This is a genomic window from Nonomuraea pusilla, assembly GCF_900109355.1.
Classification (GTDB): Bacteria; Actinomycetota; Actinomycetes; order Streptosporangiales; family Streptosporangiaceae; genus Nonomuraea; species Nonomuraea pusilla.
This window is the reverse complement of the sequence record NZ_FOBF01000010.1, coordinates 147,437-168,082: the sequence shown is the minus strand read 5'-3', so window position 1 is coordinate 168,082 and position 20,646 is coordinate 147,437. Positions and strand designations below refer to the sequence as shown.

20 protein-coding genes and 2 riboswitches are annotated in these 20,646 nt (G+C 72.8%); of the genes, 17 read left to right on the top strand and 3 right to left on the bottom strand.

The window, feature by feature from the left end:
* Positions 1-15: 15 nt before the first annotated feature.
* From BMX74_RS21970 to BMX74_RS21910, 13 genes are all read left to right on the top strand, one after another.
* Complete coding sequence (locus tag BMX74_RS21970) at positions 16-780, top strand: 3-oxoacyl-ACP reductase (protein WP_055507114.1); 765 nt, start codon at positions 16-18, stop codon at positions 778-780.
* Between the two features lie 9 nt (positions 781-789).
* A complete protein-coding gene (locus BMX74_RS21965) occupies positions 790-1,479 on the top strand; it encodes a gamma-glutamyl-gamma-aminobutyrate hydrolase family protein (protein ID WP_055507116.1) in 690 nt (229 codons plus the stop codon).
* A 129-nt stretch (positions 1,480-1,608) separates the two neighbouring features.
* Positions 1,609-3,966 (top strand): M4 family metallopeptidase, encoded by a 2,358-nt coding sequence (locus BMX74_RS21960; protein WP_055507118.1) that lies wholly within the window; start codon positions 1,609-1,611, stop codon positions 3,964-3,966.
* Positions 3,967-4,084: 118 nt separating this feature from the next.
* Positions 4,085-4,182, top strand: a riboswitch (glycine riboswitch).
* Positions 4,183-4,278: riboswitch (glycine riboswitch) on the top strand.
* Between the two features lie 34 nt (positions 4,279-4,312).
* Positions 4,313-5,398 (top strand): glycine cleavage system aminomethyltransferase GcvT, encoded by a 1,086-nt coding sequence (gene gcvT / locus BMX74_RS21955; protein ID WP_055507120.1) that lies wholly within the window; start codon positions 4,313-4,315, stop codon positions 5,396-5,398.
* The gene (gene gcvH / locus BMX74_RS21950) at positions 5,395-5,784 is read left to right on the top strand and encodes a glycine cleavage system protein GcvH (RefSeq protein WP_055507122.1); all 390 of its coding nucleotides are present in this window, start codon (positions 5,395-5,397) and stop codon (positions 5,782-5,784) included. Before gcvT ends, gcvH begins: the two co-directional genes overlap by 4 nt.
* Positions 5,785-5,840: 56 nt before the next feature.
* Positions 5,841-7,217 (top strand): L-serine ammonia-lyase, encoded by a 1,377-nt coding sequence (locus BMX74_RS21945; RefSeq protein ID WP_091102446.1) that lies wholly within the window; start codon positions 5,841-5,843, stop codon positions 7,215-7,217.
* Positions 7,218-7,264: 47 nt separating this feature from the next.
* On the top strand, positions 7,265-7,525 hold the full coding sequence (locus tag BMX74_RS21940) for a type II toxin-antitoxin system Phd/YefM family antitoxin (RefSeq protein ID WP_055507126.1): 261 nt from the start codon (positions 7,265-7,267) through the stop codon (positions 7,523-7,525).
* On the top strand, positions 7,522-7,782 hold the full coding sequence (locus BMX74_RS21935; RefSeq protein ID WP_055507128.1) for a Txe/YoeB family addiction module toxin: 261 nt from the start codon (positions 7,522-7,524) through the stop codon (positions 7,780-7,782). The genes BMX74_RS21940 and BMX74_RS21935 overlap by 4 nt, the downstream gene beginning before the upstream one ends.
* A 54-nt stretch (positions 7,783-7,836) precedes the next feature.
* The gene (locus BMX74_RS21930) at positions 7,837-8,580 is read left to right on the top strand and encodes a hypothetical protein (RefSeq protein WP_337959859.1); all 744 of its coding nucleotides are present in this window, start codon (positions 7,837-7,839) and stop codon (positions 8,578-8,580) included.
* Between the two features lie 31 nt (positions 8,581-8,611).
* The gene (locus BMX74_RS21925; protein WP_256257070.1) at positions 8,612-9,313 is read left to right on the top strand and encodes a hypothetical protein; all 702 of its coding nucleotides are present in this window, start codon (positions 8,612-8,614) and stop codon (positions 9,311-9,313) included.
* Between the two features lie 194 nt (positions 9,314-9,507).
* On the top strand, positions 9,508-11,214 hold the full coding sequence (locus BMX74_RS21920) for an ABC transporter ATP-binding protein (RefSeq protein ID WP_091102444.1): 1,707 nt from the start codon (positions 9,508-9,510) through the stop codon (positions 11,212-11,214).
* Between the two features lie 115 nt (positions 11,215-11,329).
* Positions 11,330-12,979 carry a urocanate hydratase gene (gene hutU, locus BMX74_RS21915; RefSeq protein ID WP_055507134.1) on the top strand — a complete coding sequence of 550 codons (1,650 nt, stop codon included), beginning with the start codon at positions 11,330-11,332 and terminating at the stop codon, positions 12,977-12,979.
* Positions 12,980-13,069: 90 nt separating this feature from the next.
* Entirely contained in the window at positions 13,070-13,906 is an 837-nt protein-coding gene (locus tag BMX74_RS21910) for a MurR/RpiR family transcriptional regulator (protein WP_055507136.1), read from the top strand.
* On the opposite strand, the gene BMX74_RS21905 is transcribed toward BMX74_RS21910, so the two are convergent.
* From BMX74_RS21905 to BMX74_RS21895, 3 genes are read right to left on the bottom strand one after another with little or no spacing between them, the layout of a single operon-like run.
* Complete coding sequence (locus BMX74_RS21905; protein WP_055507137.1) at positions 13,886-14,635, bottom strand: ABC transporter permease; 750 nt, start codon at positions 14,633-14,635, stop codon at positions 13,886-13,888. The two genes, BMX74_RS21910 and BMX74_RS21905, sit on opposite strands and share 21 nt — an antisense overlap.
* Entirely contained in the window at positions 14,632-15,585 is a 954-nt protein-coding gene (locus tag BMX74_RS21900; protein ID WP_337959858.1) for an ATP-binding cassette domain-containing protein, read from the bottom strand. Before BMX74_RS21900 ends, BMX74_RS21905 begins: the two co-directional genes overlap by 4 nt.
* 14 nt (positions 15,586-15,599) lie before the next feature.
* Complete coding sequence (locus BMX74_RS21895; RefSeq protein ID WP_091102442.1) at positions 15,600-16,130, bottom strand: PadR family transcriptional regulator; 531 nt, start codon at positions 16,128-16,130, stop codon at positions 15,600-15,602.
* A gap of 54 nt (positions 16,131-16,184) precedes the next feature.
* Here BMX74_RS21895 and BMX74_RS21890 point away from each other — a divergent pair, with 54 nt between their 5' ends.
* From BMX74_RS21890 to hutI, 4 genes are read left to right on the top strand one after another with little or no spacing between them, the layout of a single operon-like run.
* On the top strand, positions 16,185-16,871 hold the full coding sequence (locus BMX74_RS21890) for an SDR family oxidoreductase (protein WP_055507141.1): 687 nt from the start codon (positions 16,185-16,187) through the stop codon (positions 16,869-16,871).
* A gap of 45 nt (positions 16,872-16,916) precedes the next feature.
* Positions 16,917-18,092: an allantoate amidohydrolase gene (locus BMX74_RS21885; protein ID WP_055507143.1), complete on the top strand. Its 1,176-nt coding sequence runs from the start codon at positions 16,917-16,919 to the stop codon at positions 18,090-18,092.
* Entirely contained in the window at positions 18,083-19,405 is a 1,323-nt protein-coding gene (locus tag BMX74_RS21880) for a formimidoylglutamate deiminase (RefSeq protein WP_091102440.1), read from the top strand. Before BMX74_RS21885 ends, BMX74_RS21880 begins: the two co-directional genes overlap by 10 nt.
* On the top strand, positions 19,402-20,586 hold the full coding sequence (gene hutI / locus BMX74_RS21875) for an imidazolonepropionase (RefSeq protein ID WP_091102438.1): 1,185 nt from the start codon (positions 19,402-19,404) through the stop codon (positions 20,584-20,586). Before BMX74_RS21880 ends, hutI begins: the two co-directional genes overlap by 4 nt.
* The last annotated feature ends 60 nt before the right edge of the window (positions 20,587-20,646 follow it).

Genomic DNA, 20,646 nt, shown 5'->3' with positions numbered 1-20,646 from the left:
TGACACGGAGTGACAATGCAGCGTTTGCAGGACCGCGTCGCCGTCATCACCGGCGCGGGCAGCGGCATCGGGCTGGCCACCGCCCGCAGGTTCGCCGAGGAGGGCGCGAAGGTCGTCTGCGTCGACATCGACGAGGAGGCGGGCACCAAGGCCGCCGCCGAGGTCGGCGGCCTGTTCGTCAAGGCCGACGTGACGAGCGAGGCCGACGTCGAGCGGATGTACCGCACCGCGTTCGAGACGTACGGCAGCGTCGACATCGCGTTCAACAACGCCGGCATCTCCCCGCCCGACGACGACTCCATCCTGGAGACCGGCATCGACGCCTGGCGGCGCGTCCAGGAGGTGAACCTGACCAGCGTCTACCTGTGCTGCAAGCACGCGCTGCCGTACATGCGCCGGCAGGGCAAGGGGTCGATCGTCAACACGGCGTCGTTCGTGGCGGTCATGGGGTCGGCCACGTCGCAGATCTCGTACACGGCCTCCAAGGGCGGCGTGCTGGCCATGTCGAGGGAGCTCGGCGTGCAGTTCGCCAGGGAGGGCATCAGGGTCAACGCGCTCTGCCCAGGGCCGGTCAACACGCCGCTGCTGCAGGAGCTGTTCGCCAAGGACCCGGAGCGGGCCCAGCGGCGGCTGGTGCACGTCCCCGTCGGACGGTTCGCCGAGGCGAGCGAGATCGCGGCGGCGGTCGCGTTCCTCGCCAGCGACGACGCCTCGTTCATCACGGCCAGCGAGTTCCTGGTGGACGGCGGCATCTCCGGCGCCTACGTCACCCCGCTGTAGGGAGGCGGCGTGCGGCGTCCGTTGATCGGGATCACGACGTACGTGGAGCCCGCGCGGTTCACGGTGTGGGAGCTGCCGGTGGCGCTGCTGCCGTCGATGTACGTGGAGCAGGTGGCGCGGGCCGGCGGGCAGCCCGTGCTCCTGCCCCCGGCGGGCGACCCGGCGCAGGCCGTGGCCCGCCTGGACGGGATCGTCCTGGCGGGCGGCGGCGACATCGACCCCGCCAGGTACGGCGAGGAGCCGCACGAGCGCACCGGGTACGTCAGGGACTTCCGCGACACGGCGGAGTTCGCGGCCCTGGCCGTCGCGCTGGACGCGGAGCTGCCGTTCCTCGGCGTGTGCCGCGGCCTGCAGGTGCTGAACGTGGCGCTCGGCGGCACCCTGCACCAGCACCTGCCCGACGTGGTCGGCCACGGCGGGCACTCGCCCGCGCCGGGCCGGTTCGGGCACCTGCCGGTGACGGCGACGCCGGGCAGCCGGATGGCGAAGGCGCTGGGGACGCGGCCCGTCACCGTCCCGCACTACCACCACCAGGCGATCGACCGCCTGGCGCCGGGGCTGACCGTCACGGCGACGGCCGAGGACGGCACGGTCGAGGCGGTCGAGCTGGACTCGGCGCCCTTCGTGGTGGCCGCGCAGTGGCACCCCGAGGCCGCCGAGGGGGGAGAGCTGTTCGAGGCGCTGGTCGCCGCCTGCTGACCGGGGCCCATATCACGGTGGTATGGGAAAGTGCTGGGTACCGCGCGGCCCGCGCGCGGTGTCACCCTGGGGTGCGTCCCCAGCCGGCCGGGGTCCTCCCACTCCACACCCCCCTGAGGAGCCACGAGAGTGAACCCCAGACTCGGGTCGGGTGCCGTCGCCGTGCTGGCGCTGGCCCTGGCCACCGCGGCGCCGGCGGACGCCGCCACCCTTCCGCCGCCGGCCTCCGTCTCGGCCGCGTCGCACGCGGTCTCCGCCGCCGGGCCGCCGGGCCCGGACGAGCGCAGGAACGCCATCTCCACCGCCCGCGCCGCGATCACGTCCCGCGCCGGCGCGGTGCGGGCCGCCGACGGCGACTCCTTCGCGCTCGCGTCCACCGTGGCGGGCCCGCGCGGCCTGCAGTACCTGACCTTCTCCCGCGCCCACCGCGGCCTGCCCGTGTACGGCGGCGACGTGGTCGTCGCCACCGACGGGTCGGGCGCCGTCGTCACCACGCTCACCACCGGGCAGCGGGCCGCGATCGACGTCCCCACCAGGCCCGCGGTGAAGGCCGCCGACGCGGCAGTGACGGCCAGGGCGGAGCTGCCCGGCGCCGCGGGCGTCGCCGACCCCGTGCTCGTCGTCCACGCCGCGTCCGGGCGGCCGCGCCTGGCCTGGGAGGCCGTCGTCACCGGCGCCCCCGGCCGGCCGGCCGCCCTGCACGTGTACGTGGACGCGCGCACAGGGGAGGTGTTCGACCGCTGGGACGAGGTGCGTGACGGCACCGGCAACAGCCGCTACAACGGCAACCCGGTGACCATCGACACCAGCCCCTCGTACACGATGCGCGACCCGCGCAGGAGCGGCGTCCAGTGCGGCGGGCAGAACGGGCAGCCGTACACGAAGAGCACCGACAGCTGGGGCAACGGCAGCGGCACCGACCTGGAGACGGCCTGCGTGGACGCGCTGTTCGCCGCGCAGAAGGAATGGGACATGCTGCGCGACTGGCTGGGCCGCAACGGGGTCAACGGCCAGGGCGGCGGCTACCCGGCGCGGGTCGGCCTGGCGGAGGTCAACGCGTACTGGACCGGCTCGTACGCCACGTTCGGCCGTAACTCGGGCGGCACCCAGCAGCTCACCTCCATGGACGTCGTCGGCCACGAGTTCGGCCACGGCGTCTTCCAGTTCTCCGGCGGGGGCGGCGCGGGCAGCGGCAACGAGACCGGCGGGCTGAACGAGTCCACCGGCGACATCTTCGGCGCGCTGACCGAGGCGTACGCGAACGAGGCCGCCGACCTCGACCCGCCGGACTACCTGGTGGGCGAGGAGGTCAACCTGTCGGGCTCGGGGCCGATCAGGAACATGTACAACCCGTCGGCGCTCGGCGACCCGAACTGCTACAGCTCCGCGATACCGAACACCGAGGTGCACGCGGCGGCCGGGCCGCAGAACCACTGGTTCTACCTGGTGGCCGAGGGCACGAATCCGGCGGGCAAGCCGGCGAGCGCCCGCTGCGACGGCGGGGCGGCGATCACGGGCCTCGGCATCCGCAAGGCGGGCGAGATCTTCATGGCCGCGCTGAACACCAAGACGGCGCCGTGGACGCACGCCAAGGTCAGGGTGGCCACCCTGCAGGCGGCCAAGACGCTGTACCCGGGCAGCTGCGCCGAGTTCGCGGTGGTCAAGGCCGCGTGGGACGGCGTCAGCGTGGGCCGCCAGGCCGGCGAGCCGACCTGCGAGCAGCAGAGCGACGACTTCTCCGTCGGGCTCCAGCCCGCCTCGGGCACGGCCGCGCCCGGCCAGAGCGTCACCACCACGGTGACGACCACGGTCACGGGCGGCTCGGCCCAGCAGGTCACGCTGCGCACGGGCCCCCTGCCCGCCGGGGTCACCGCGTCCTTCGACCCGGCGACGATCAGCGCGGGACAGAGCTCCAGGCTGACGCTGGCCACCTCGGCGGCCAGCCCGCAGGGCACGCACGCGATCACGGTGATCGCCGACGGCACCGCCGTGGACCGGCAGGCCGCCTTCACCCTCCAGATCGGGCAGGCGTCGCAGGACGACTACACGATGACCGTGACGCCGTCGTCGGCCTCGGTGCCCGCCGGGCAGTCGGCCACGGCCACGCTGAGCACCCAGGTCACCGCCGGCCAGGCGCAGAGCGTGGCGCTGTCGGCCTCGGGCGCGCCGTCGGGTGTGAGCGTGTCGTTCAGCCCGCGCACGGTCACGGCGGGGCAGTCGGCCACGGTGACGGTGACGACGACGGCGTCGGTCGCGCCGGGCACGTACCCGATCAGCCTGAACGGCGACGGCACGAGCGCCGACCACGCGGCGGCGTTCACCCTGACCGTGACCGGCGGGCAGGACACGACGTGGGCGCCGTACACCGCGTACGCCGCCGGTGACCAGGTGACCTACCAGGGCGTGCGCTACCGCTGCCTGCAGGGGCACACCAGCCTGCCCGGCTGGGAGCCGCCGGGAGTGCCGGCGCTCTGGCAGCCGGTCTGACCGGTCCGGCCCAGGAAGGCCCCGGCATGCACCCGCGTGCCGGGGCCTGTCCGATTTGGGGAGGCCCGGGGCGCGACAACACCCCCGTCGCGGCACTAGGCTGGCCTGCATCACCGACGGAAGCCGTGCGGGAGAGCGTCCTGACAGCCGGTCAGGGCCCCTGAAGGAGCAAGCCCTCCCCGCGAACCTCTCAAGGCAAAGGACCGCTCGGCCGAGGTGACCTCTGGAAAGCAGGCCGTTGGGCCTCGCCGAAGGTGAAAGTCCGGCAAAACCCGGGCGAAGCTCTCAGGCATCGATGACAGAGGGGGAGGATCCTGGCATCCGATCCTGCCCCGAGGTGCGACACATGTCCCGACCGACACCGCTGAGAGCCGTCCACGAGGAGCTGGGCGCCACCCTCACCGACTTCGCCGGATGGCTCATGCCCCTGCGTTACGGGAGCGAGTCCGCCGAGCACAACGCCGTGCGCACGGCCGCCGGGCTGTTCGACCTCTCGCACATGGGCGAGATCTACCTGACGGGCCCGCAGGCGGGCGAGGCGCTCGACCACGCGCTGGTCGGCCACCTGTCGGTGCTGGTCCCCGGCCGCGCCAGATACACCATGATCGTGAACGAGCGCGGCGGGGTGCTCGACGACCTCATCGTGTACCGGCTGGCCGACGACGAGTTCATGGTCGTGGCCAACGCCTCGAACTACGAAAAAGTGGCCGAAGAGCTGATCAATCGCTCTAAGTCGTATGACGTGGTTGTCGAGGACCGCTCCGACCGCGTCGCGCTGATCGCCGTCCAGGGCCCGCGCGCCCAGGAGATCCTGGCCACCCTCACCGACGCCGACCTCGACGGCCTCAAGTACTACGCGGGCCTGCCCGGCGTGGTCGACGGGCGCAAGGCGCTCATCGCGCGCACCGGCTACACCGGCGAGGACGGCTTCGAGCTGTTCGTGGCCAACGACGACGCCGCGCCGCTGTGGCACGCCCTCATGGCCGCCGGCGAGCCGTACGGCATCAGGCCCGCCGGGCTGTCCAGCCGCGACACGCTCAGGCTGGAGGCCGGCATGCCGCTGTACGGCAACGAGCTGAGCGTCGAGCTGACCCCGTTCGACGCCGGGCTGGGCAGAGTGGTGAAATTCGACAAGCCGGGCGACTTCGTCGGCAGGGCGGCGCTGGAGGCGGTCAAGGACCAGCCGCCCGCGCGCCGGCTGGTCGGCCTCGTCGCCCGGGGCCGCCGGGTGCCCCGTCACGGGTACCCCGTCACCAAGGACGGCGCCGTCGTCGGCGAGGTCACCAGCGGTGCGCCCTCCCAGTCACTGGGCAAGCCCATCGCGATGGCCTACGTCGACGCCGGGGCGCACGAAGGTCTGGCCGTGGACATCCGGGGCAGCCAGGAACCCGTGGACCTGGTAGAGCTGCCCTTCTACAGGAGGAACAAGTGAGCAACATCCCTGACGACCTGAGCTACACCAAGGAGCACGAGTGGGTGGCCGGGCTCGACGACGGCATCACCGTGACCGTCGGCATCACGGCCTTCGCGGCCGACGCCCTTGGTGACGTGGTCTACGTGCAGCTTCCCGAGGTGGGCGCCAACGTCGAGGCGGGCGACTCCATCGGCGAGGTCGAGTCCACCAAGTCGGTGAGCGAGATCTACACGCCGGTCGGCGGCGAGATCGTCGAAGTGAACCAGGCCGTCGTGGACGACCCGTCGCTGGCCAACAGCGACCCGTACGGCGACGGCTGGATGTTCCGCGTGCGCGTCGAGGGCGAGCCGGAGGACCTGCTGTCCGCCGAGGAGTACACCGCCCTCACCTCGGGCCAGTCCTGACCTGACCGCCGGGGCCCGCAGGGGCCCCGGCCCCCGAGACACGAAGGGCGCCTTCCATGGCGATCAGCGTCTTCGATCTGTTCAAGATCGGCATCGGGCCGTCGAGCTCGCACACGGGCGGCCCCATGGCCGCCGCGCACAAGTTCGCGCGGGGCCTGCACGAGGACGGCCTGCTCGACCGCGTGGCACGCGTCGAGGCCATCCTGTACGGCTCGCTGGGCCTGACCGGCAAGGGCCACGGCAGCGACAAGGCCGTGCTGCTCGGCCTGTCCGGGGAGAAGCCCGAGCTGGTGGACGTCGACTCGATCGACGGCCGGCTGGCCGAGATGCGCGCCTCCGGCACGGTCGAGCTGTTCGGCGTGCGCGAGATCCCGTTCGTCGTGGGCGAGGACCTCGTGTTCGAGCGCAAGATCTCGCTGCCCGAGCACCCCAACGGCATGCGGTTCACCGCCTTCGACGCCTCCGGCGAGAAGGTGCGCGAGAAGGTCTACTTCTCCGTCGGCGGCGGCTTCGTCGTCGACGAGAAGGCCACGGGCGCCGACCGCATCAAGCCCGACGACACCGTGCTGCCCTACCCCTTCAGCACGGCCGAGGAGCTGCTCAAGCACTGCTCGAACACCGGCCTGTCGATCTCCGGTCTCATGCTGGAGAACGAGAAGGCCTTCGGCCGCACCGAGGACGACATCCGCGAGGGCGTGCTGAACCTGTGGCGGGTGATGTCGGCGTCGGTGCGGCGCGGCATCACCAAGGAGGGCGTGCTGCCGGGCGGGCTGAAGGTCAAGCGGAGGGCCCACCAGCTCTACCGCCGCCTGCAGACCGAGCCGCCGGAGAAGGACCCTCTCCAGGCGATCGACTGGGTGACCCTGTTCGCGCTCGCCGTCAACGAGGAGAACGCGGCGGGCGGCCGCATCGTCACCGCGCCCACGAACGGCGCCGCCGGCATCATCCCGGCCGTCCTCACCTACTACACCCGCTTCATCCCGCAGGCCGACGACGAGGGCGTGATCCGCTTCCTGCTGACGGCCGCCGCCATCGGCGTGCTGTTCAAGGAGAACGCCTCCATCTCGGGCGCCGAGGTCGGTTGCCAGGGCGAGGTGGGCTCCGCCTGCTCCATGGCCTCCGCCGGGCTCACCGAGGTGCTGGGCGGCACCCCCGAGCAGGTCGAGAACGCCGCCGAGATCGGCATCGAGCACAACCTGGGCCTGACCTGCGACCCGATCGGCGGGCTGGTGCAGATCCCGTGCATCGAGCGCAACGCGGTGGCCTCCAACAAGGCGATCACGGCGGCGCGCATCGCCCTGCGCGGCGACGGGCGCCACTTCGTCTCGCTCGACAAGGCGATCAAGACGATGCGCGACACCGGCCGCGACATGCTGGACAAGTACAAGGAGACCTCCCGGGGCGGCCTCGCGGTCAACGTCATCGAGTGCTGACCCGTCCTGAGTGGTACCGTAAAGTGGTACCACTCGGAGGGAGGGTCATGTCCATCACCGCCAGCGAGGCGCGCCGCCGCCTGTTCCCGCTCATCGAAGAGGTCAACAACGACCGCACCGCCGTGGAGATCGTCTCCAAGAGCGGGAACGCCTACCTGGTGGCCGCGGAGGAGTACGAAGCCCTCCGGGAGACGGCCTATCTGCTGCGTTCCCCCGCCAACGCCCGCCGGCTGATCGAGTCCTACCGGGAGGCCGTCGAGGGACGCCACGAGCGGCACGAACTGCTGGACGACGAGGCTCCGCGGTGAAGGTGGCCTTCACCAGCCAGGGCTGGGAGGACTACGTCCACTGGCAGACGGCCGATCGCCAGATCCTCAAGCGGATCAACCGGCTCATCGAGGACGCGCTGCGCGACCCCTTCGACGGGATCGGCAAGCCCGAGCCGTTGAAGTACGCCCTGGCGGGCGCCTGGTCACGGCGCATCACCGAGGAGCACCGCCTGGTGTACCTCCCGACGGACGACGAGATCGTCGTCCTGCAGGCCCGTTATCACTACGAGTGGTGAGCCGGTCCCTCGTGGCGGGCTTTACGATCGGTTCGTAGAGCCATGGGGAACTGGTTGCAGCAAAGCATCGTCGCCACGGGACGGCTCCCGCTGTTCTGCTTCTTCGTCGCGCTCATCGTGGCGTTCATCGCCACCCGCATCAACGTCCGGCTGATCAGGGCGAAGATCGGGTGGTTCCGCGACGTGAACGTGGGCGAGATGCACATCCACCATGTCGTCTTCGGCGTGGTGCTCATGTTGGTGGGAGGCGTGGCGGGGCTGATCGTCTCGGCGGCCTCCCAGGTGGGCTACGCCGTCGCGGCGTCGGTCTTCGGCGTGGGGTCGGCGCTCGTGCTGGACGAGTTCGCGCTGATCCTGCACCTGCACGACGTGTACTGGGAGGAGGAGGGGCGGACGTCGGTCGACGCGGTGTTCGTCGCCGTGGCCGTCACCGGGCTGCTGCTCATCGGGCTGCGCCCGCTCTCCTGGGACTACGGCACGCCGGTCAACCCCGCGGCGCTGATCGTCGCCAACCTGCTGCTGGCCGTCGTCACGCTGCTCAAGGGCAAGATCTGGACAGGCCTCGTGGGCCTGTTCGTGCCCGTCCTGCTGCTCGTGGGGGCGGTCAGGCTGGCCAGGCCGGGCTCGCCGTGGGCGCGCTGGTTCTTCGTGGGGCGCTCGCCGCGCAAGCTGGCCAAGGCGCTGCACCGGGAGGAGCGCTGGCGCCGCCCGGTCATCAGGGCCAAGATCGCCTTCCAGGAGTTCCTGTCGGGGCGGCACGACCTGCCGCCGTCGCGCCGCGGCCGCCGGTCCCGGTGAGGATCCCGATGGCGGGCCCGGCGGTGGTGCGGTGAGCGGCGACCTCGTGGGCGGGTTCGCGCCCTTCCACGCGCGGGTGGCCGCCGCCCTGGCGCCCGCGCGCGAGCGGTACGCCCTGGTGCTTGCCGGGGGGTACGCGCTGCGCCCCTACTCGGGGCGGATCTGCGGCGGGCTCGGCTTCGTCACCGCGGCCGCGCCGCTGATCGACGCCGCCGCGGCCGCGGTGCGGGCGTGCCGGGCCGCCGGTCTCGACGTGCTGGTGGGCGACGCGACCGTCCGCGAGAGCCGCCTGACCGTCACGGACCCGGACTCCGGGCGGTCGTGCCCTCTCACCCTGCTGCGTGAGGCGCTCCAGCGGCCCCCGGTGCGGTGGGAGGGCCTGCCTGTGCTGCACCCCGACGACGCCGCCGGGCTCGCCATGCGGGCCCTGCACGGGCGGGGGCTCGCCCGTGACCTGATCGACGTGGCCGCCGTCTCGCACCTGTACTCCTTCCGCGAGCTGGAGCGGCTGGCCGGACCGCACTGCGACGGGTTCTCCCCGAGGGAGCTCGCGGGCCGCCTGGAGTTCGCGGCGCTCATGCGCGACGAGGAGTTCGAGGCGTACGGGCTGGGGGAGGGGCGCATCGGCGAGATCCGCCGGTTCGCGGACGCCTGGGTGGAGGACATCAAGCTGCGCCGGGCCGACGACGGCGACACCGACCACGACTTCCCCGACCTCCCGCCGGTGGACTGACCACCCGGCGCTGATCGGGATCGCCTCTCTTCACCTCAGTGACGCCGCTCCTTGCCGGAGGGCGCCGGGGCTCCTTCTCAAGGAGGAGACGTCAATGAAAGTTGACATACTTGGGTCGTCAATTTAGGTTGACGGGTGCGGATCGGGATGTCCCGTTCGTTGGAGCCTTTCGGAAAAGTGGGAGAGGAGGCGACGTGGTCAAGGAACTGCTCGCCTATGTGAAGCCGCACAGGAAGGTCCTGGTCGCGGGGGGATTATTGGGGCTTGTCGGCTCGGTGGCGGGTCTGGCGATGCCCTTGCTGGCCAAGTACGTGGTGGACGCCTTCGGCAGCGGCAGCTCGCTGGCCGGCCCGCTGGCCGGGCTGGCGGTCGCCGTCGTGGTCGGCGCCGCCGTCTCGGCGGGCGGCAACTACCTGATGGAGCGCACCGGCGAGGGCATCGTCCTCGGCGCCAGGCGCAGGCTGGTCGACCGCCTGCTGCGGCTCAGGGTGGCCGACGTGGACCGGCTCAAGCCGGGCGACCTGCTGTCGCGCGTGACCGGTGACACGACGTTGCTGAGGGCCGTGCTGACGAACGGCATCGTCGAGTCGATCGGCGCCGCGTTCATGCTGGTGGGCGCGATCGTCATGATGGCCGGCATGGACGCCGTGCTGCTCCTGGTCACGCTGCTCGTCGTGATCGTGGTCGGCGGCCTGGTGGGGCTGATCATGCCGAGGATCCGGCGGGCGCAGGCCGAGGCGCAGGACGCCGTGGGCGAGATGGGCGCGGTGCTCGACCGGGCGCTGCAGGCCTACCGTACGGTCAAGGCGAGCGGCGCCGAGGAACGGGAGATCGGAGTCGTCGGCGCGGCCGCCGAGCGGGCCCGCGACAGGGGCCTGCAGGTGGCCTGGTGGACCTCCCTGGCCGGGGTGGCGACCTGGGCGGCGGTGCAGATCGCCTTCCTCGCCGTGCTGGCGGTGGGCGGCTCGCGCGTCGCCTCCGGAGCGCTGGAGATCTCGTCGCTGATCGCGTTCCTGCTCTACCTGTTCTACCTGGTGCCCCCGATCGGGCAGCTCGTGCAGGGCGCCGTACAGCTCCAGCAGGGCCTGGCGGCGATGAAGCGGATCAAGGAGATCGAGGACCTGCCGGCCGAGCCCGTCGCCGAGCCCGTGTCGACGGACGCCGAGCCGGTGGGCGTGACGTTCGACGACGTGGTGTTCCGCTACGGCGACGACCGGCCGACGGTGCACGACGGCGTCACCTTCGAGGTGCCCCCCGGGGGGCTGACGGCGCTGGTGGGCCCGTCGGGCGCGGGCAAGTCCACCGTGTTCGCGCTGCTCGAACGCTTCTACGAGCACCAGGGCGGCACGATCAGGGTGGGCGGCAGGGACATCCGCGACTGGCCGCTCGCCGAGCTGCGCGCCTCGCTCGGCTACGTCGAGCAGGACGCGCCGGTGCTCGCGGGGACGCTGCGCGAGAACCTGCTCTTCGCCGCCCCCGACGTCACCGAGGAGGAGCTGCGCCGCGCGATCAGGCGCACCCGCCTGGACGACCTCGTGGCCAGGCTGCCCGAGGGCCTGGACACGGCGGTCGGCCACCGCGGCGTGCTGCTGTCGGGCGGCGAGAGGCAGCGGGTCGCCATCGCCAGGGCGCTGCTGCGCAGGCCGCGGCTGCTGCTGCTCGACGAGGCCACCTCGCAGCTCGACGCCGTGAACGAGCTGCGGCTGCGCGAGGTGATCGCCGAGGTGGCCACCGAGACGACCGTGCTGGTCATCGCGCACCGGCTGTCCACCGTCACGAACGCGGACCGGATCGTCGTCATGGAGTCGGGCGGGGTGCGCGCGGTCGGCACCCACGACCAGCTGGTCGGCGCGGACGAGCTGTACCGCGAGCTGGCCGCCACCCAGTTCCTGGCGGGATAGCGCAGGTTCGCGGCGGGCGCCGTCCGGCGTCCCGCGGGATCCGGGTCTCGCGGGACGCGGCCGGTTGCCGTACCCTTCGAGTGACATACGTGAATTTTTTCATTCAGGAGGGGCGATGAGCCGCACCGTGCGGGCGCCGCGAGGCACCACGATGACTGCGAAGGGGTGGCCGCAGGAGGCCGCGCTCCGCATGCTCCAGAACAACCTCGACCCCGAGGTCGCCGAGCATCCCGAGCAGCTCGTCGTCTACGGCGGGTCGGGCCGGGCCGCCCGCGACTGGCCCTCCTTCGACGCCCTGGTGCGCACGCTCACCACCCTGGAGGGCGACGAGACCCTGCTCGTGCAGTCGGGACGCCCCGTCGGCGTCTTCCGCACCCACGAGTGGGCGCCGCGCGTGCTCATCGCGAACTCCAACCTCGTGCCCGACTGGGCCAACTGGGAGGAGTTCCGCCGCCTGGAGGCGGCCGGGCTCACCATGTACGGCCAGATGACCGCCGGCTCGTGGATCTACATCGGCACGCAGGGCATCCTCCAGGGCACGTACGAGACGTTCGCGGCGGTGGCGGAGAAGCGGTTCGGCGGCTCGCTGGCCGGCACGATCACGCTGACCGCCGGGCTCGGCGGCATGGGCGGCGCGCAGCCGCTCGCGGTCACCATGAACGGCGGCGTCGCCATCTGCCTCGACTGCGACCCGCGCTCGGTCGCGAGGCGCATCGAGCACCGCTACCTCGACGTGCGGGCCGACTCGCTCGACGAGGCGCTGCGCCTGGCCTACGAGGCCCGCGACGCGCGCCGGCCCCTCTCGATCGGGGTCGTCGCCAACGCCGCCGACGCCGTGCCCGAGCTGCTGGCCCGCGGCGCGGAGATCGACATCGTCACCGACCAGACGTCGGCCCACGACCCGCTGATGTACCTGCCGGCCGGGGTGGCGTTCGAGGACATGGCCGCCGAGCGCGACAAGGACCCCGCCGGCTTCACCGAGCGGGCCCGCGCCTCCATGGCCCGCCACGTCGAGGCCATGGTCGGGTTCAAGGACGCCGGCGCCGAGGTGTTCGACTACGGCAACTCGATCAGGGGCGAGGCGAAGCTCGCCGGCTACGACCGCGCCTTCGACTTCCCCGGCTTCGTCCCGGCCTACATCAGGCCGCTGTTCTGCGCCGGCAAGGGGCCGTTCCGCTGGGCGGCGCTCAGCGGCGACCCCGCCGACATCGCCGCCACCGACCGCGCGATCCTGGAGCTCTTCCCCGAGAACGAGCCCCTCGCCAGGTGGATCAGGAAGGCGGGGGAGAAGGTGCACTTCCAGGGGCTGCCCGCGCGCATCTGCTGGCTCGGCTACGGCGAGCGCCACGTCGCCGGCGAGCGCTTCAACGACATGGTGGCCTCGGGCGAGCTGCGGGCGCCCGTCGTCATCGGCCGCGACCACCTCGACAGCGGCTCGGTGGCCTCGCCGTACCGGGAGACCGAGGCCATGGCCGACGGCTCCGACGCGATCGCCGACTGGCCCCTGCTCAACGCCATGCTGAACACGGCGTCCGGCGCGGCCTGGGTGTCGATCCACCACGGCGGCGGCGTCGGCATCGGGCGCTCCATCCACGCGGGCCAGGTCACGGTGGCCGACGGCACGGCGCTGGCCGGGGAGAAGCTCAACCGGGTGCTCACCAACGACCCGGGCACCGGCGTCATCAGGCACGTCGACGCCGGGTACGAGGAGGCGGTGGAGGTCGCCGAGGCCAGGGGCGTGCGCGTGCCGATGCGGGAGTCCTGACCTCGCGCGCTCGCCGCCGGTGGATGAGAATGCCGGGCGGGACGCGTTGGAGGTGGCGTGGCTGACGGACATCACGGTGACGATCACATCGTGTACCAGCGTGGGTACCACGGCGGGCTCGGCGTGCTGCTGGACGGGCGCAGGCTGTCGCCCGTCCAGCGCAGGATCGCCCACTACCTGTCGGAGCACCTGGACGAGGCCATCTTCCTGTCGAGCGTGGAGCTCGCGGAGCGGGCCGGGGTCAGCCAGCCGTCCGTCACCAGGTTCGCCACGGCGCTCGGCTTCGCCGGCTACCCCGAGCTGCGGCAGGCGCTGCGGCCGCTGGTGCTGGGCAACGGGGCCGAGGCGCCGCAGGAGAACCTCCTGCGCGGCGCCGTCGACTCCGAGATCAGGAACCTGGTGGCCGTGCGCGAGCGCCTCGCCGCGTTCCCGCTGAGGGAACTGGGCGAGGCGCTGGCCGCGACGGAGCCGCTGCCCGTGCTGGGCCTGCGCGTCTCGTGCGGGCTGGCCACCACGTTCGCGTACTATGCCCGCCGCATCCACCCCGACGTGCGGCTGCTGACGCACGGCGGCTCCGAGCTGTCCGACGGGCTGCACGCGGCCCGCAGGGCGGGCGCGGAGTGGCTGGTGGCGGTGGTGCTGCCGCGCTACCCCCGCGAGGCGCTGCAGGCCCTGGAGTACGCCGCGAAGCTGGGGCTGCGCGTGGCCGCCATCACCGACAAGCCGGGCCTGCCGGCCGAGGTGGTGCTCGACGCGCCGGTCGGCGACCGGCTCGTGTTCGACTCGCACGCGGCGCCGCTGGCGCTGGCGATGGCCCTGGTGGAGGCCATGGCCGACGCGGCGCCGCTGCGCACCCAGGCCCGGCTTGAGGAGTACGAGCGGATGGCCGAGGAGAACGGGACGTTCCTACCCGGCGATCCTGCGTAGCGACCGCATCGACCACATCGTGGTGAGCGCGGCCAGCGCGATGAACACCGCGAAGGAGATGGGGATCGACGAGTCGGACAGCCGCCCGGCGAACAGCGCCCGCCCCGCCTCGACGGCGTGGTAGAGCGGGTTGACCGGCGCGACCGCCTGCATCCAGCCGGGCGCGAACGAGATCGGGATGAACAGCCCGGCCAGCAGCATGACGGGCAGCATGAACAGGTTGAGCGTCTGCGACATGCCGTTCTCGTCGCGCACGGTCAGCGCGAGCCCCTGGGAGAGGCTGGAGGCGAACAGCCCGGTCGCGGCCATGAGCAGCAGCAGGAGCAGCAGCTCGGCAACGCCGATGCGCACCCCCATGAGCACGGCGACGACCAGCACGAGCACGGCCTGGACGACCAGCGTGGCCATGTCCCTGGCCACGCGGCCGAGGACGAGGGCGGGCCGCCAGGCGGGGCTGACGGCGTGGCGTTCGAGCGAGCCGTTGCGCAGGTCGGCGATCAGCCCGAACCCGGAGAACAGCGACCCGAACACCGCGATCATCATCATGGACGCGGGCGTGAACATCCGCAGCGCCTCGGCGGTGGTGCCGCCCGGGGTGAGCGACTTCAGCAGCGGGGCGAACATCAGCAGGTACAGCACCGGCTGCAGGATGCTGAACAGCGGCCAGATCGGGTTGCTGAAGGTCTTCTTCAGCTCGTAGCCCGTGAAGAGCAGAACGTGCCGGATCATGCGGCGGCTCCCGCGTCGCGGAGGGATCGGCCGGTCTTGGCCAGGAAGACGTCGTCGAGGGTGGAGCGGTCGAGCGCGATGGAGCTCAGGCCGATGCCCTGCTCCTCCAGGGCCCGCAGCAGCACGGGCAGGGTGTGCTCGCCGTCGTCGACGTAGACGCGCAGGGCGTCGCCGTCGACGCGGGTCTCGCGTGCGTACGGCTTGAGCGTCTCGGCGGCGCGCGCGGTCTCGTCCAGCCTGAGCGTGACGACGTCGCCGGAGACCTCGCGCTTCAGCTCGCCCGGGGTGCCCTCGGCGACGACGCGGCCGTGGTCGACGATCACGAGCCGGTCGCAGAGCGCGTCGGCCTCGTCGAGGTAGTGGGTGCTGAGCAGGACGCTGGTGCCGGCGTCGCGCAGCTCCCTGATGCGGTCCCAGAGGTTGGCGCGGTTCTGCGGGTCGAGCCCGGTGGTGGGTTCGTCGAGGAAGAGCAGGGGCGGGCCGTGGACCAGGCCGAGCGCGATGGACACGCGCCGCTTCTGGCCGCCCGACAGGGTGCGGCCGGGCCGGTCGGCGACCTCGGACAGGTCGAACCTGGCGAGCACGTCGGCGGCGGCCCCCTTGGGGTCGGGGACGCCGTGGATCCTGGCCGCCATGACGACCTGCGCCCTGGCGGTAGTGGTGTCCTCGACGCCGCCGGCCTGGCTGACGTAGCCGAGCCTGGCGCGCACGGCGGCGGGCTCCTCGCGCAGGTCGTGCCCGGCGACGACGGCCGTGCCCGCGTCGGGGGCGATGAGCGTGGCGAGGATCCTGATCGTGGTGGTCTTGCCGGCGCCGTTCGGGCCGAGCACGCCGAAGATCTGGCCGCGCTCCACGTCGAGGTCCACGCCGCGGACGGCCTCGACCGTCGTGGCGCCCTTCCTGTTCCTGGTGGTGAAGGTCTTGCGCAGTTCCTGCGCATGGATGATCACGGGGTATCAGCTCCTCATGGCAGTTCGTCCGCCTCGACGCGTGGGATGGCGTTCTCGACCCAGTCGAGCTGGGCCTGGTACATCGCCTGCGTCAGGCGCAGGTTCTCGTTCACGTGCCTGGGCGCGCCGTAGTGGTGTTTGACGCCGAAGATGTGGCCGATCGTCTCCACGTTCGTCCTGAGCCGGGCGGCCCTGGCATGCAGGCCGTCCAGGATCTCCTGCTTGCTGAGCTTGTCGATGAACGTCACGGCCACCTGGAACGGGTCGACGACGGGCTTGACCTCGTGCCAGGAGATCAGCAGCAGGCGGTGGAACTCCTGCCGCCCGGCCTCGGTCAGGGCGTAGACCGTCTTGCCGCCCCTGCCGCTCTCCACCACCTCCAGCAGCCCCTCGTCGGCCATCTTGCCGAGCCCGTGGTAGATCGAGCCGAACGCCACGCTGGCCCAGCCGTCGGCGCCCATCACCTCCAGGCGTCTGCGGACCCCGTAACCGCTCATGGGCCCGTCGAGAAGGCAACCGAGGATGAGGACGCGCGTCGAAGACATGCTCAAGTTTGTACTCAAATTTGAGCACCGGTCAAGGTCATCTAGGCTTGCCGCATGAGTGAACGACCGAAAGCGCTGGTCACGGGCGCGTCCCGAGGGGTCGGCGAGGCCGTCGCGCGGGCTCTGGCCCCCACACACCACGTCCTGCTGGGCGGCCGGGACGAGGCCGCGCTCGCCCGCCTGGCGGCCGAGCTGCCCGACGCCCGGCCCTGGCCGGTGGAGCTGTCCGCGGTCACCGAGGCCGACCTCGACGGCGTGGACCGGCTCGACGTCCTCGTGCACAACGCCGGGATCTGCCGCCTCGGCGGCATCGCCGAGCAGACCGCCGCCGACTGGCGGGAGACGTTCGAGGTGAACGTCGTGGCCGTCGCCGAGCTGACCCGGCTCGCGCTGCCCGCGCTCCGCGCCGCCTCCGGGCACGTCGTCTGCGTCAACTCGGGCTCCGGGCAGCGCGCCAACCCCGGCTGGGCGTCGTACGCGGCCAGCAAGTTCGCCCTGCGCGCCTTCGCCGACGCGCTGCGCCTGGAGGAGCCCGGCATCAGGGTCACCACGGTCTACCCGGGGCGCGTCGCCACCGACCTGCAGCGCGCCGTGCGCCGGCAAGAGGGCGGCCCGTTCGAGCCGGAGAAGTACCTGACGCCGGAGACCGTGGCCCGCGCCGTGGTCGCCGCGCTCACCGCCGGGCCCGACGCCCACCTGACCGAGCTGACCCTGCGGCCGAGCGCGGGCCCCGCCAACTGACCCCGCGATGCCACGGTGAATGGATCCATTCACTACAGTGGGTCCATGCTTGAACCACTCGCGCCCATAGGACGAGACCCCGACACCGACGGCTACGTGAGAGACGCCTGGTCACCGGCCGAGATGGAGCTGCGCGAGTGGTTCGCGGGCGAGGCCGCCAGGCGCGGCCTCGACCTCCGCGAGGACCGCAACGGCAACCTGTGGGCCTGGCAGGGCGAGCCCGGCCCCGGCCGGCCCGGCGTCGTCACCGGCAGCCACCTCGACTCCGTGCGCCAGGGCGGCGCGTACGACGGCCCGCTCGGCGTGGCGTCCGCGTTCGCCGCGCTCGACCTGCTGCGGGCGCGCGGCGTCACGCCGGCCAGGCCGCTCGGCGTCGTCTGCTTCACCGACGAGGAAGGCGCCAGGTTCGGCGTGCCCTGCGTCGGCTCCCGCCTGCTCACCGGCGCGCTCGACCCGGCCAGGGCCCTCGCGCTGAAGGACGACGACGGCGACACCCTCGCCGACGTCCTGACCAAGGCGGGCCGCGACCCCGGGCGGCTCGGCCGCGACGACGAGACGCTGTCGGCCGTCGGCACGTTCGTCGAGCTCCACGTCGAGCAGGGCCGGGGCCTCGTCCACGAGGGCCGCCCCGTCGGCGTGGCCTCCGCCATCTGGCCCCACGGCCGCTGGCGCTTCGACTTCCGCGGCCAGGCCAACCACGCGGGCACCACCCGGCTGGCCGACCGCGACGACCCGATGCTGCCGTTCGCCCGCATGGTGCTCGCGGCCCGCGAGGCGGCCGCGCGGCTCGGCGTCGTCGCCACCGTCGGCAAGGTACGCGTCTCGCCCGGCAACGCCAACGCCGTACCCGGGCAGGTGTCGGCCTGGCTCGACGCGCGCGGGGCCGGCGAGCGGGACGTGCGCGCGCTCGTCCGCGAACTCGCCGAAGGCGCGGGCGCCGCGGTCGCCGAGGAGTCCTGGACCCCCGTCGTCAGCTTCGACGAGGCGCTCAGGGACCGGCTGGCCCGCGTCGCGGGCGGCGGAGGCACGCCCGCGCCCGTCCTGCCCACCGGGGCCGGGCACGACGCCGGGATCCTCGCCACGGCGGGCGTCCCGAGCGCGATGCTCTTCGTCAGGAACCCCACCGGCGTGTCCCACTCCCCGGACGAGCACGCGGAGCAGGCAGACTGCGAGGCGGGAGTCGTGGCGCTGGCGGACGTGCTGGAGGACCTGTGTCGGTGACCTACTGGTGCGAGCGGGCCTGGCTGCCCGGCGGCGTCGCCGAGAGCGTGCTCGTCGAGGTCGAGGGCGGCAGGATCGCCGCGATCGGGCCCGGCGCGCCAGGCACGGCGCAGCGCCTGGCCGGCCTGACCATCCCCGGCCTGGCCAACGCCCACTCCCACGCCTTCCACCGCGCCCTGCGCGGCGCCACCCAGACCGGCGCCGGCGACTTCTGGACCTGGCGCACCCAGATGTACGAGATCGCCGCCAGGCTCGACCCCGACACGTACCTCGACCTGGCCAGGGCCGTGTACGCGGAGATGGCGCTCGCGGGCGTCACCACCGTCGGAGAGTTCCACTACCTGCACCACGCGCCCGGCGGACGCCCCTACCAGGACCCCAACGTCATGGGCCACGCGCTGATCCAGGCCGCCCGCGACGCCGGCCTGCGCGTCGCGCTGCTCGACACCTGCTACCTCACCGGCGGCATCGGCACGCCGCTGTCCGGAGCGCAGGAACGGTTCGGCGACGGCGACGCCGAGCGGTGGGCCGCCAGGGCCGAGGACCTCGCCGCCGCGTACGAGGGGCAGCCCGACGTGGAGATCGGCGCCGCGATCCACTCCGTGCGGGCCGTGCCGCCGGAGCAGATGGCCACCGTGGCCGAGTTCTCCCACCGGCACGCCGCACCGCTGCACGCGCACGTCTCCGAGCAGCGCGCCGAGAACGCCGCCTGCGCCGAGAGGTACGCCGCCACGCCCGTCGAGGTGCTGCACGAGCACGGCGCGCTCGGCCCGCGCTCGACCGCCGTCCACGCCACCCACCTCTCCGACGTGGACGTCGAGCTGCTCGGCCACTCGCGCACGTACGTGTGCATGTGCCCCACCACCGAACGCGACCTCGCCGACGGCATCGGCCCCGCCCGCGCGCTCGCCGACCGGGGCGCCAGGATCACGCTCGGCTCCGACAGCCACGCCGTCATCGACCTGTTCGAGGAGGCGCGCGCCGTCGAACTGGACGAGCGGCTCGCCTCCGAGCGGCGCGGCCACTGGCGCGCGGCCGACCTGCTGGCCGCCGCCACCTGCGACGGCCAGGCCTCGCTCGGCTTCCCCGACGCGGGCGAGCTCGTGCCCGGCGCCTGGGCCGACCTCGTGTCGGTGCGCCTCGACTCGGTCCGCACCGCCGGCGCGGGCGACCTGGAGGCCGTCGTGTTCGCCGCGACCGCCGCCGACGTCCACTCGGTCGTCTCCGGCGGGCGCCGCGTCGTCGCCGAGGGCAGGCACGTCCTCGGCGACGTCGGATCCATGCTGGCAGAAGCGATAGGACGGGTGCGATGACCACGACACTGCTCGACGGGATCGGGCTGCTCTACACCGGCGACCCCGAGCGGGAGGAGATCGAGGACGCCGCCCTGGTCGTCGAGGACGGCCGCGTCGCCTGGGTCGGGCACTCGCGCGGCGCGCCCGGCGCCGACGAGCGCGTCGACGCCGGCGGCAGGGCCGTCATCCCCGGGTTCGTCGACAGCCACGCGCACCTCGTCTTCGCGGGCGACCGCACGGCCGAGTTCCAGTCACGCATGTCGGGGCGGCCGTACACCGGGGGCGGCATCAGGACCACCGTCGCCGCCACCCGGCGGGCGGGCGACGCGGAGCTCGCCACCCGCGCCGCCGCCCTCGTCCGCGAGATGCTGCGCCAGGGCACCACCACCGTCGAGATCAAGAGCGGGTACGGGCTCACCGTCGAGGACGAGCGGCGCTCCCTGGAGATCGCGACCGGCCTGACGGACGAGACCACCTTCCTCGGCGCGCACGTCGTGCCCGAAGGCGTGGCGGCCGACGACTACGTGCGGCTGGTCACCGGCGAGATGCTGCAGGCGTGCGCCCCCTACGCCAGGTGGGTGGACGTCTTCTGCGAGCGCGGCGCCTTCGACGGCGACCAGTCCAGGGAGATCCTGACGGCCGGCATCCGGGCCGGGCTGCTGCCGAGGATCCACGCCAACCAGCTCGGCGAGGGGCCGGGCGTGCGCATCGCCTGCGAGCTGGGCGCCGCCTCCGCCGACCACTGCACCCACCTGACGTCCGCCGACGTCGACGCGCTCGCCTCCTCCGGCACCGTGGCGACCCTCCTGCCGGGGGCCGAGTTCTCCACCCGGTCGCCGTACCCCGACGCGCGGCGGCTGCTCGACGCCGGGGTCACCGTCGCCCTCGCCACCGACTGCAACCCGGGGTCGTCGTTCACGTCGTCCATGCCGTTCTGCGTGGCGCTCGCCGTGCGGGAGATGCGGATGACGCCGCTGGAGGCCGTCAGGGCGGCCACGTACGGCGGGGCGCGCGCCCTGCGGCGCACCGACGTAGGCTGGTTGCGTCCGGGCTCCCGCGCGGACCTCGTCGTCCTCGACGCGCCCTCCTACGTACACCTGGCCTACCGCCCCGGCGTCCCCCTCGTTCACCAGGTGTTCCATTCCGGCCTCCTCCTTGAGGAGGACGTCCAGAACCCTTCCGCGGTCGGAGCGTTTTAGGGAATCTTTGCTTGGGTCCGCACGTTGGCCGGGTATAGGACGCAGCTGCGGAACGAGGTG

What these genes read in the sequence shown, in the direction of transcription:
- BMX74_RS21940 (WP_055507126.1), top strand. Translation starts at nt 7,265, where the DNA reads ATGTCCATCACCGCCAGCGAGGCGCGCCGCCGCCTGTTCCCGCTCATC.
- hutU (WP_055507134.1), top strand. Translation starts at nt 11,330, where the DNA reads ATGAGCCGCACCGTGCGGGCGCCGCGAGGCACCACGATGACTGCGAAG.
- BMX74_RS21890 (WP_055507141.1), top strand. Translation starts at nt 16,185, where the DNA reads ATGAGTGAACGACCGAAAGCGCTGGTCACGGGCGCGTCCCGAGGGGTC.
- hutI (WP_091102438.1), top strand. Translation starts at nt 19,402, where the DNA reads ATGACCACGACACTGCTCGACGGGATCGGGCTGCTCTACACCGGCGAC.
- BMX74_RS21905 (WP_055507137.1), bottom strand. Translation starts at nt 14,635, where the DNA reads ATGATCCGGCACGTTCTGCTCTTCACGGGCTACGAGCTGAAGAAGACC.
- BMX74_RS21885 (WP_055507143.1), top strand. Translation starts at nt 16,917, where the DNA reads ATGCTTGAACCACTCGCGCCCATAGGACGAGACCCCGACACCGACGGC.
- BMX74_RS21970 (WP_055507114.1), top strand. Translation starts at nt 16, where the DNA reads ATGCAGCGTTTGCAGGACCGCGTCGCCGTCATCACCGGCGCGGGCAGC.
- gcvT (WP_055507120.1), top strand. Translation starts at nt 4,313, where the DNA reads ATGTCCCGACCGACACCGCTGAGAGCCGTCCACGAGGAGCTGGGCGCC.
- BMX74_RS21895 (WP_091102442.1), bottom strand. Translation starts at nt 16,130, where the DNA reads ATGTCTTCGACGCGCGTCCTCATCCTCGGTTGCCTTCTCGACGGGCCC.
- BMX74_RS21945 (WP_091102446.1), top strand. Translation starts at nt 5,841, where the DNA reads ATGGCGATCAGCGTCTTCGATCTGTTCAAGATCGGCATCGGGCCGTCG.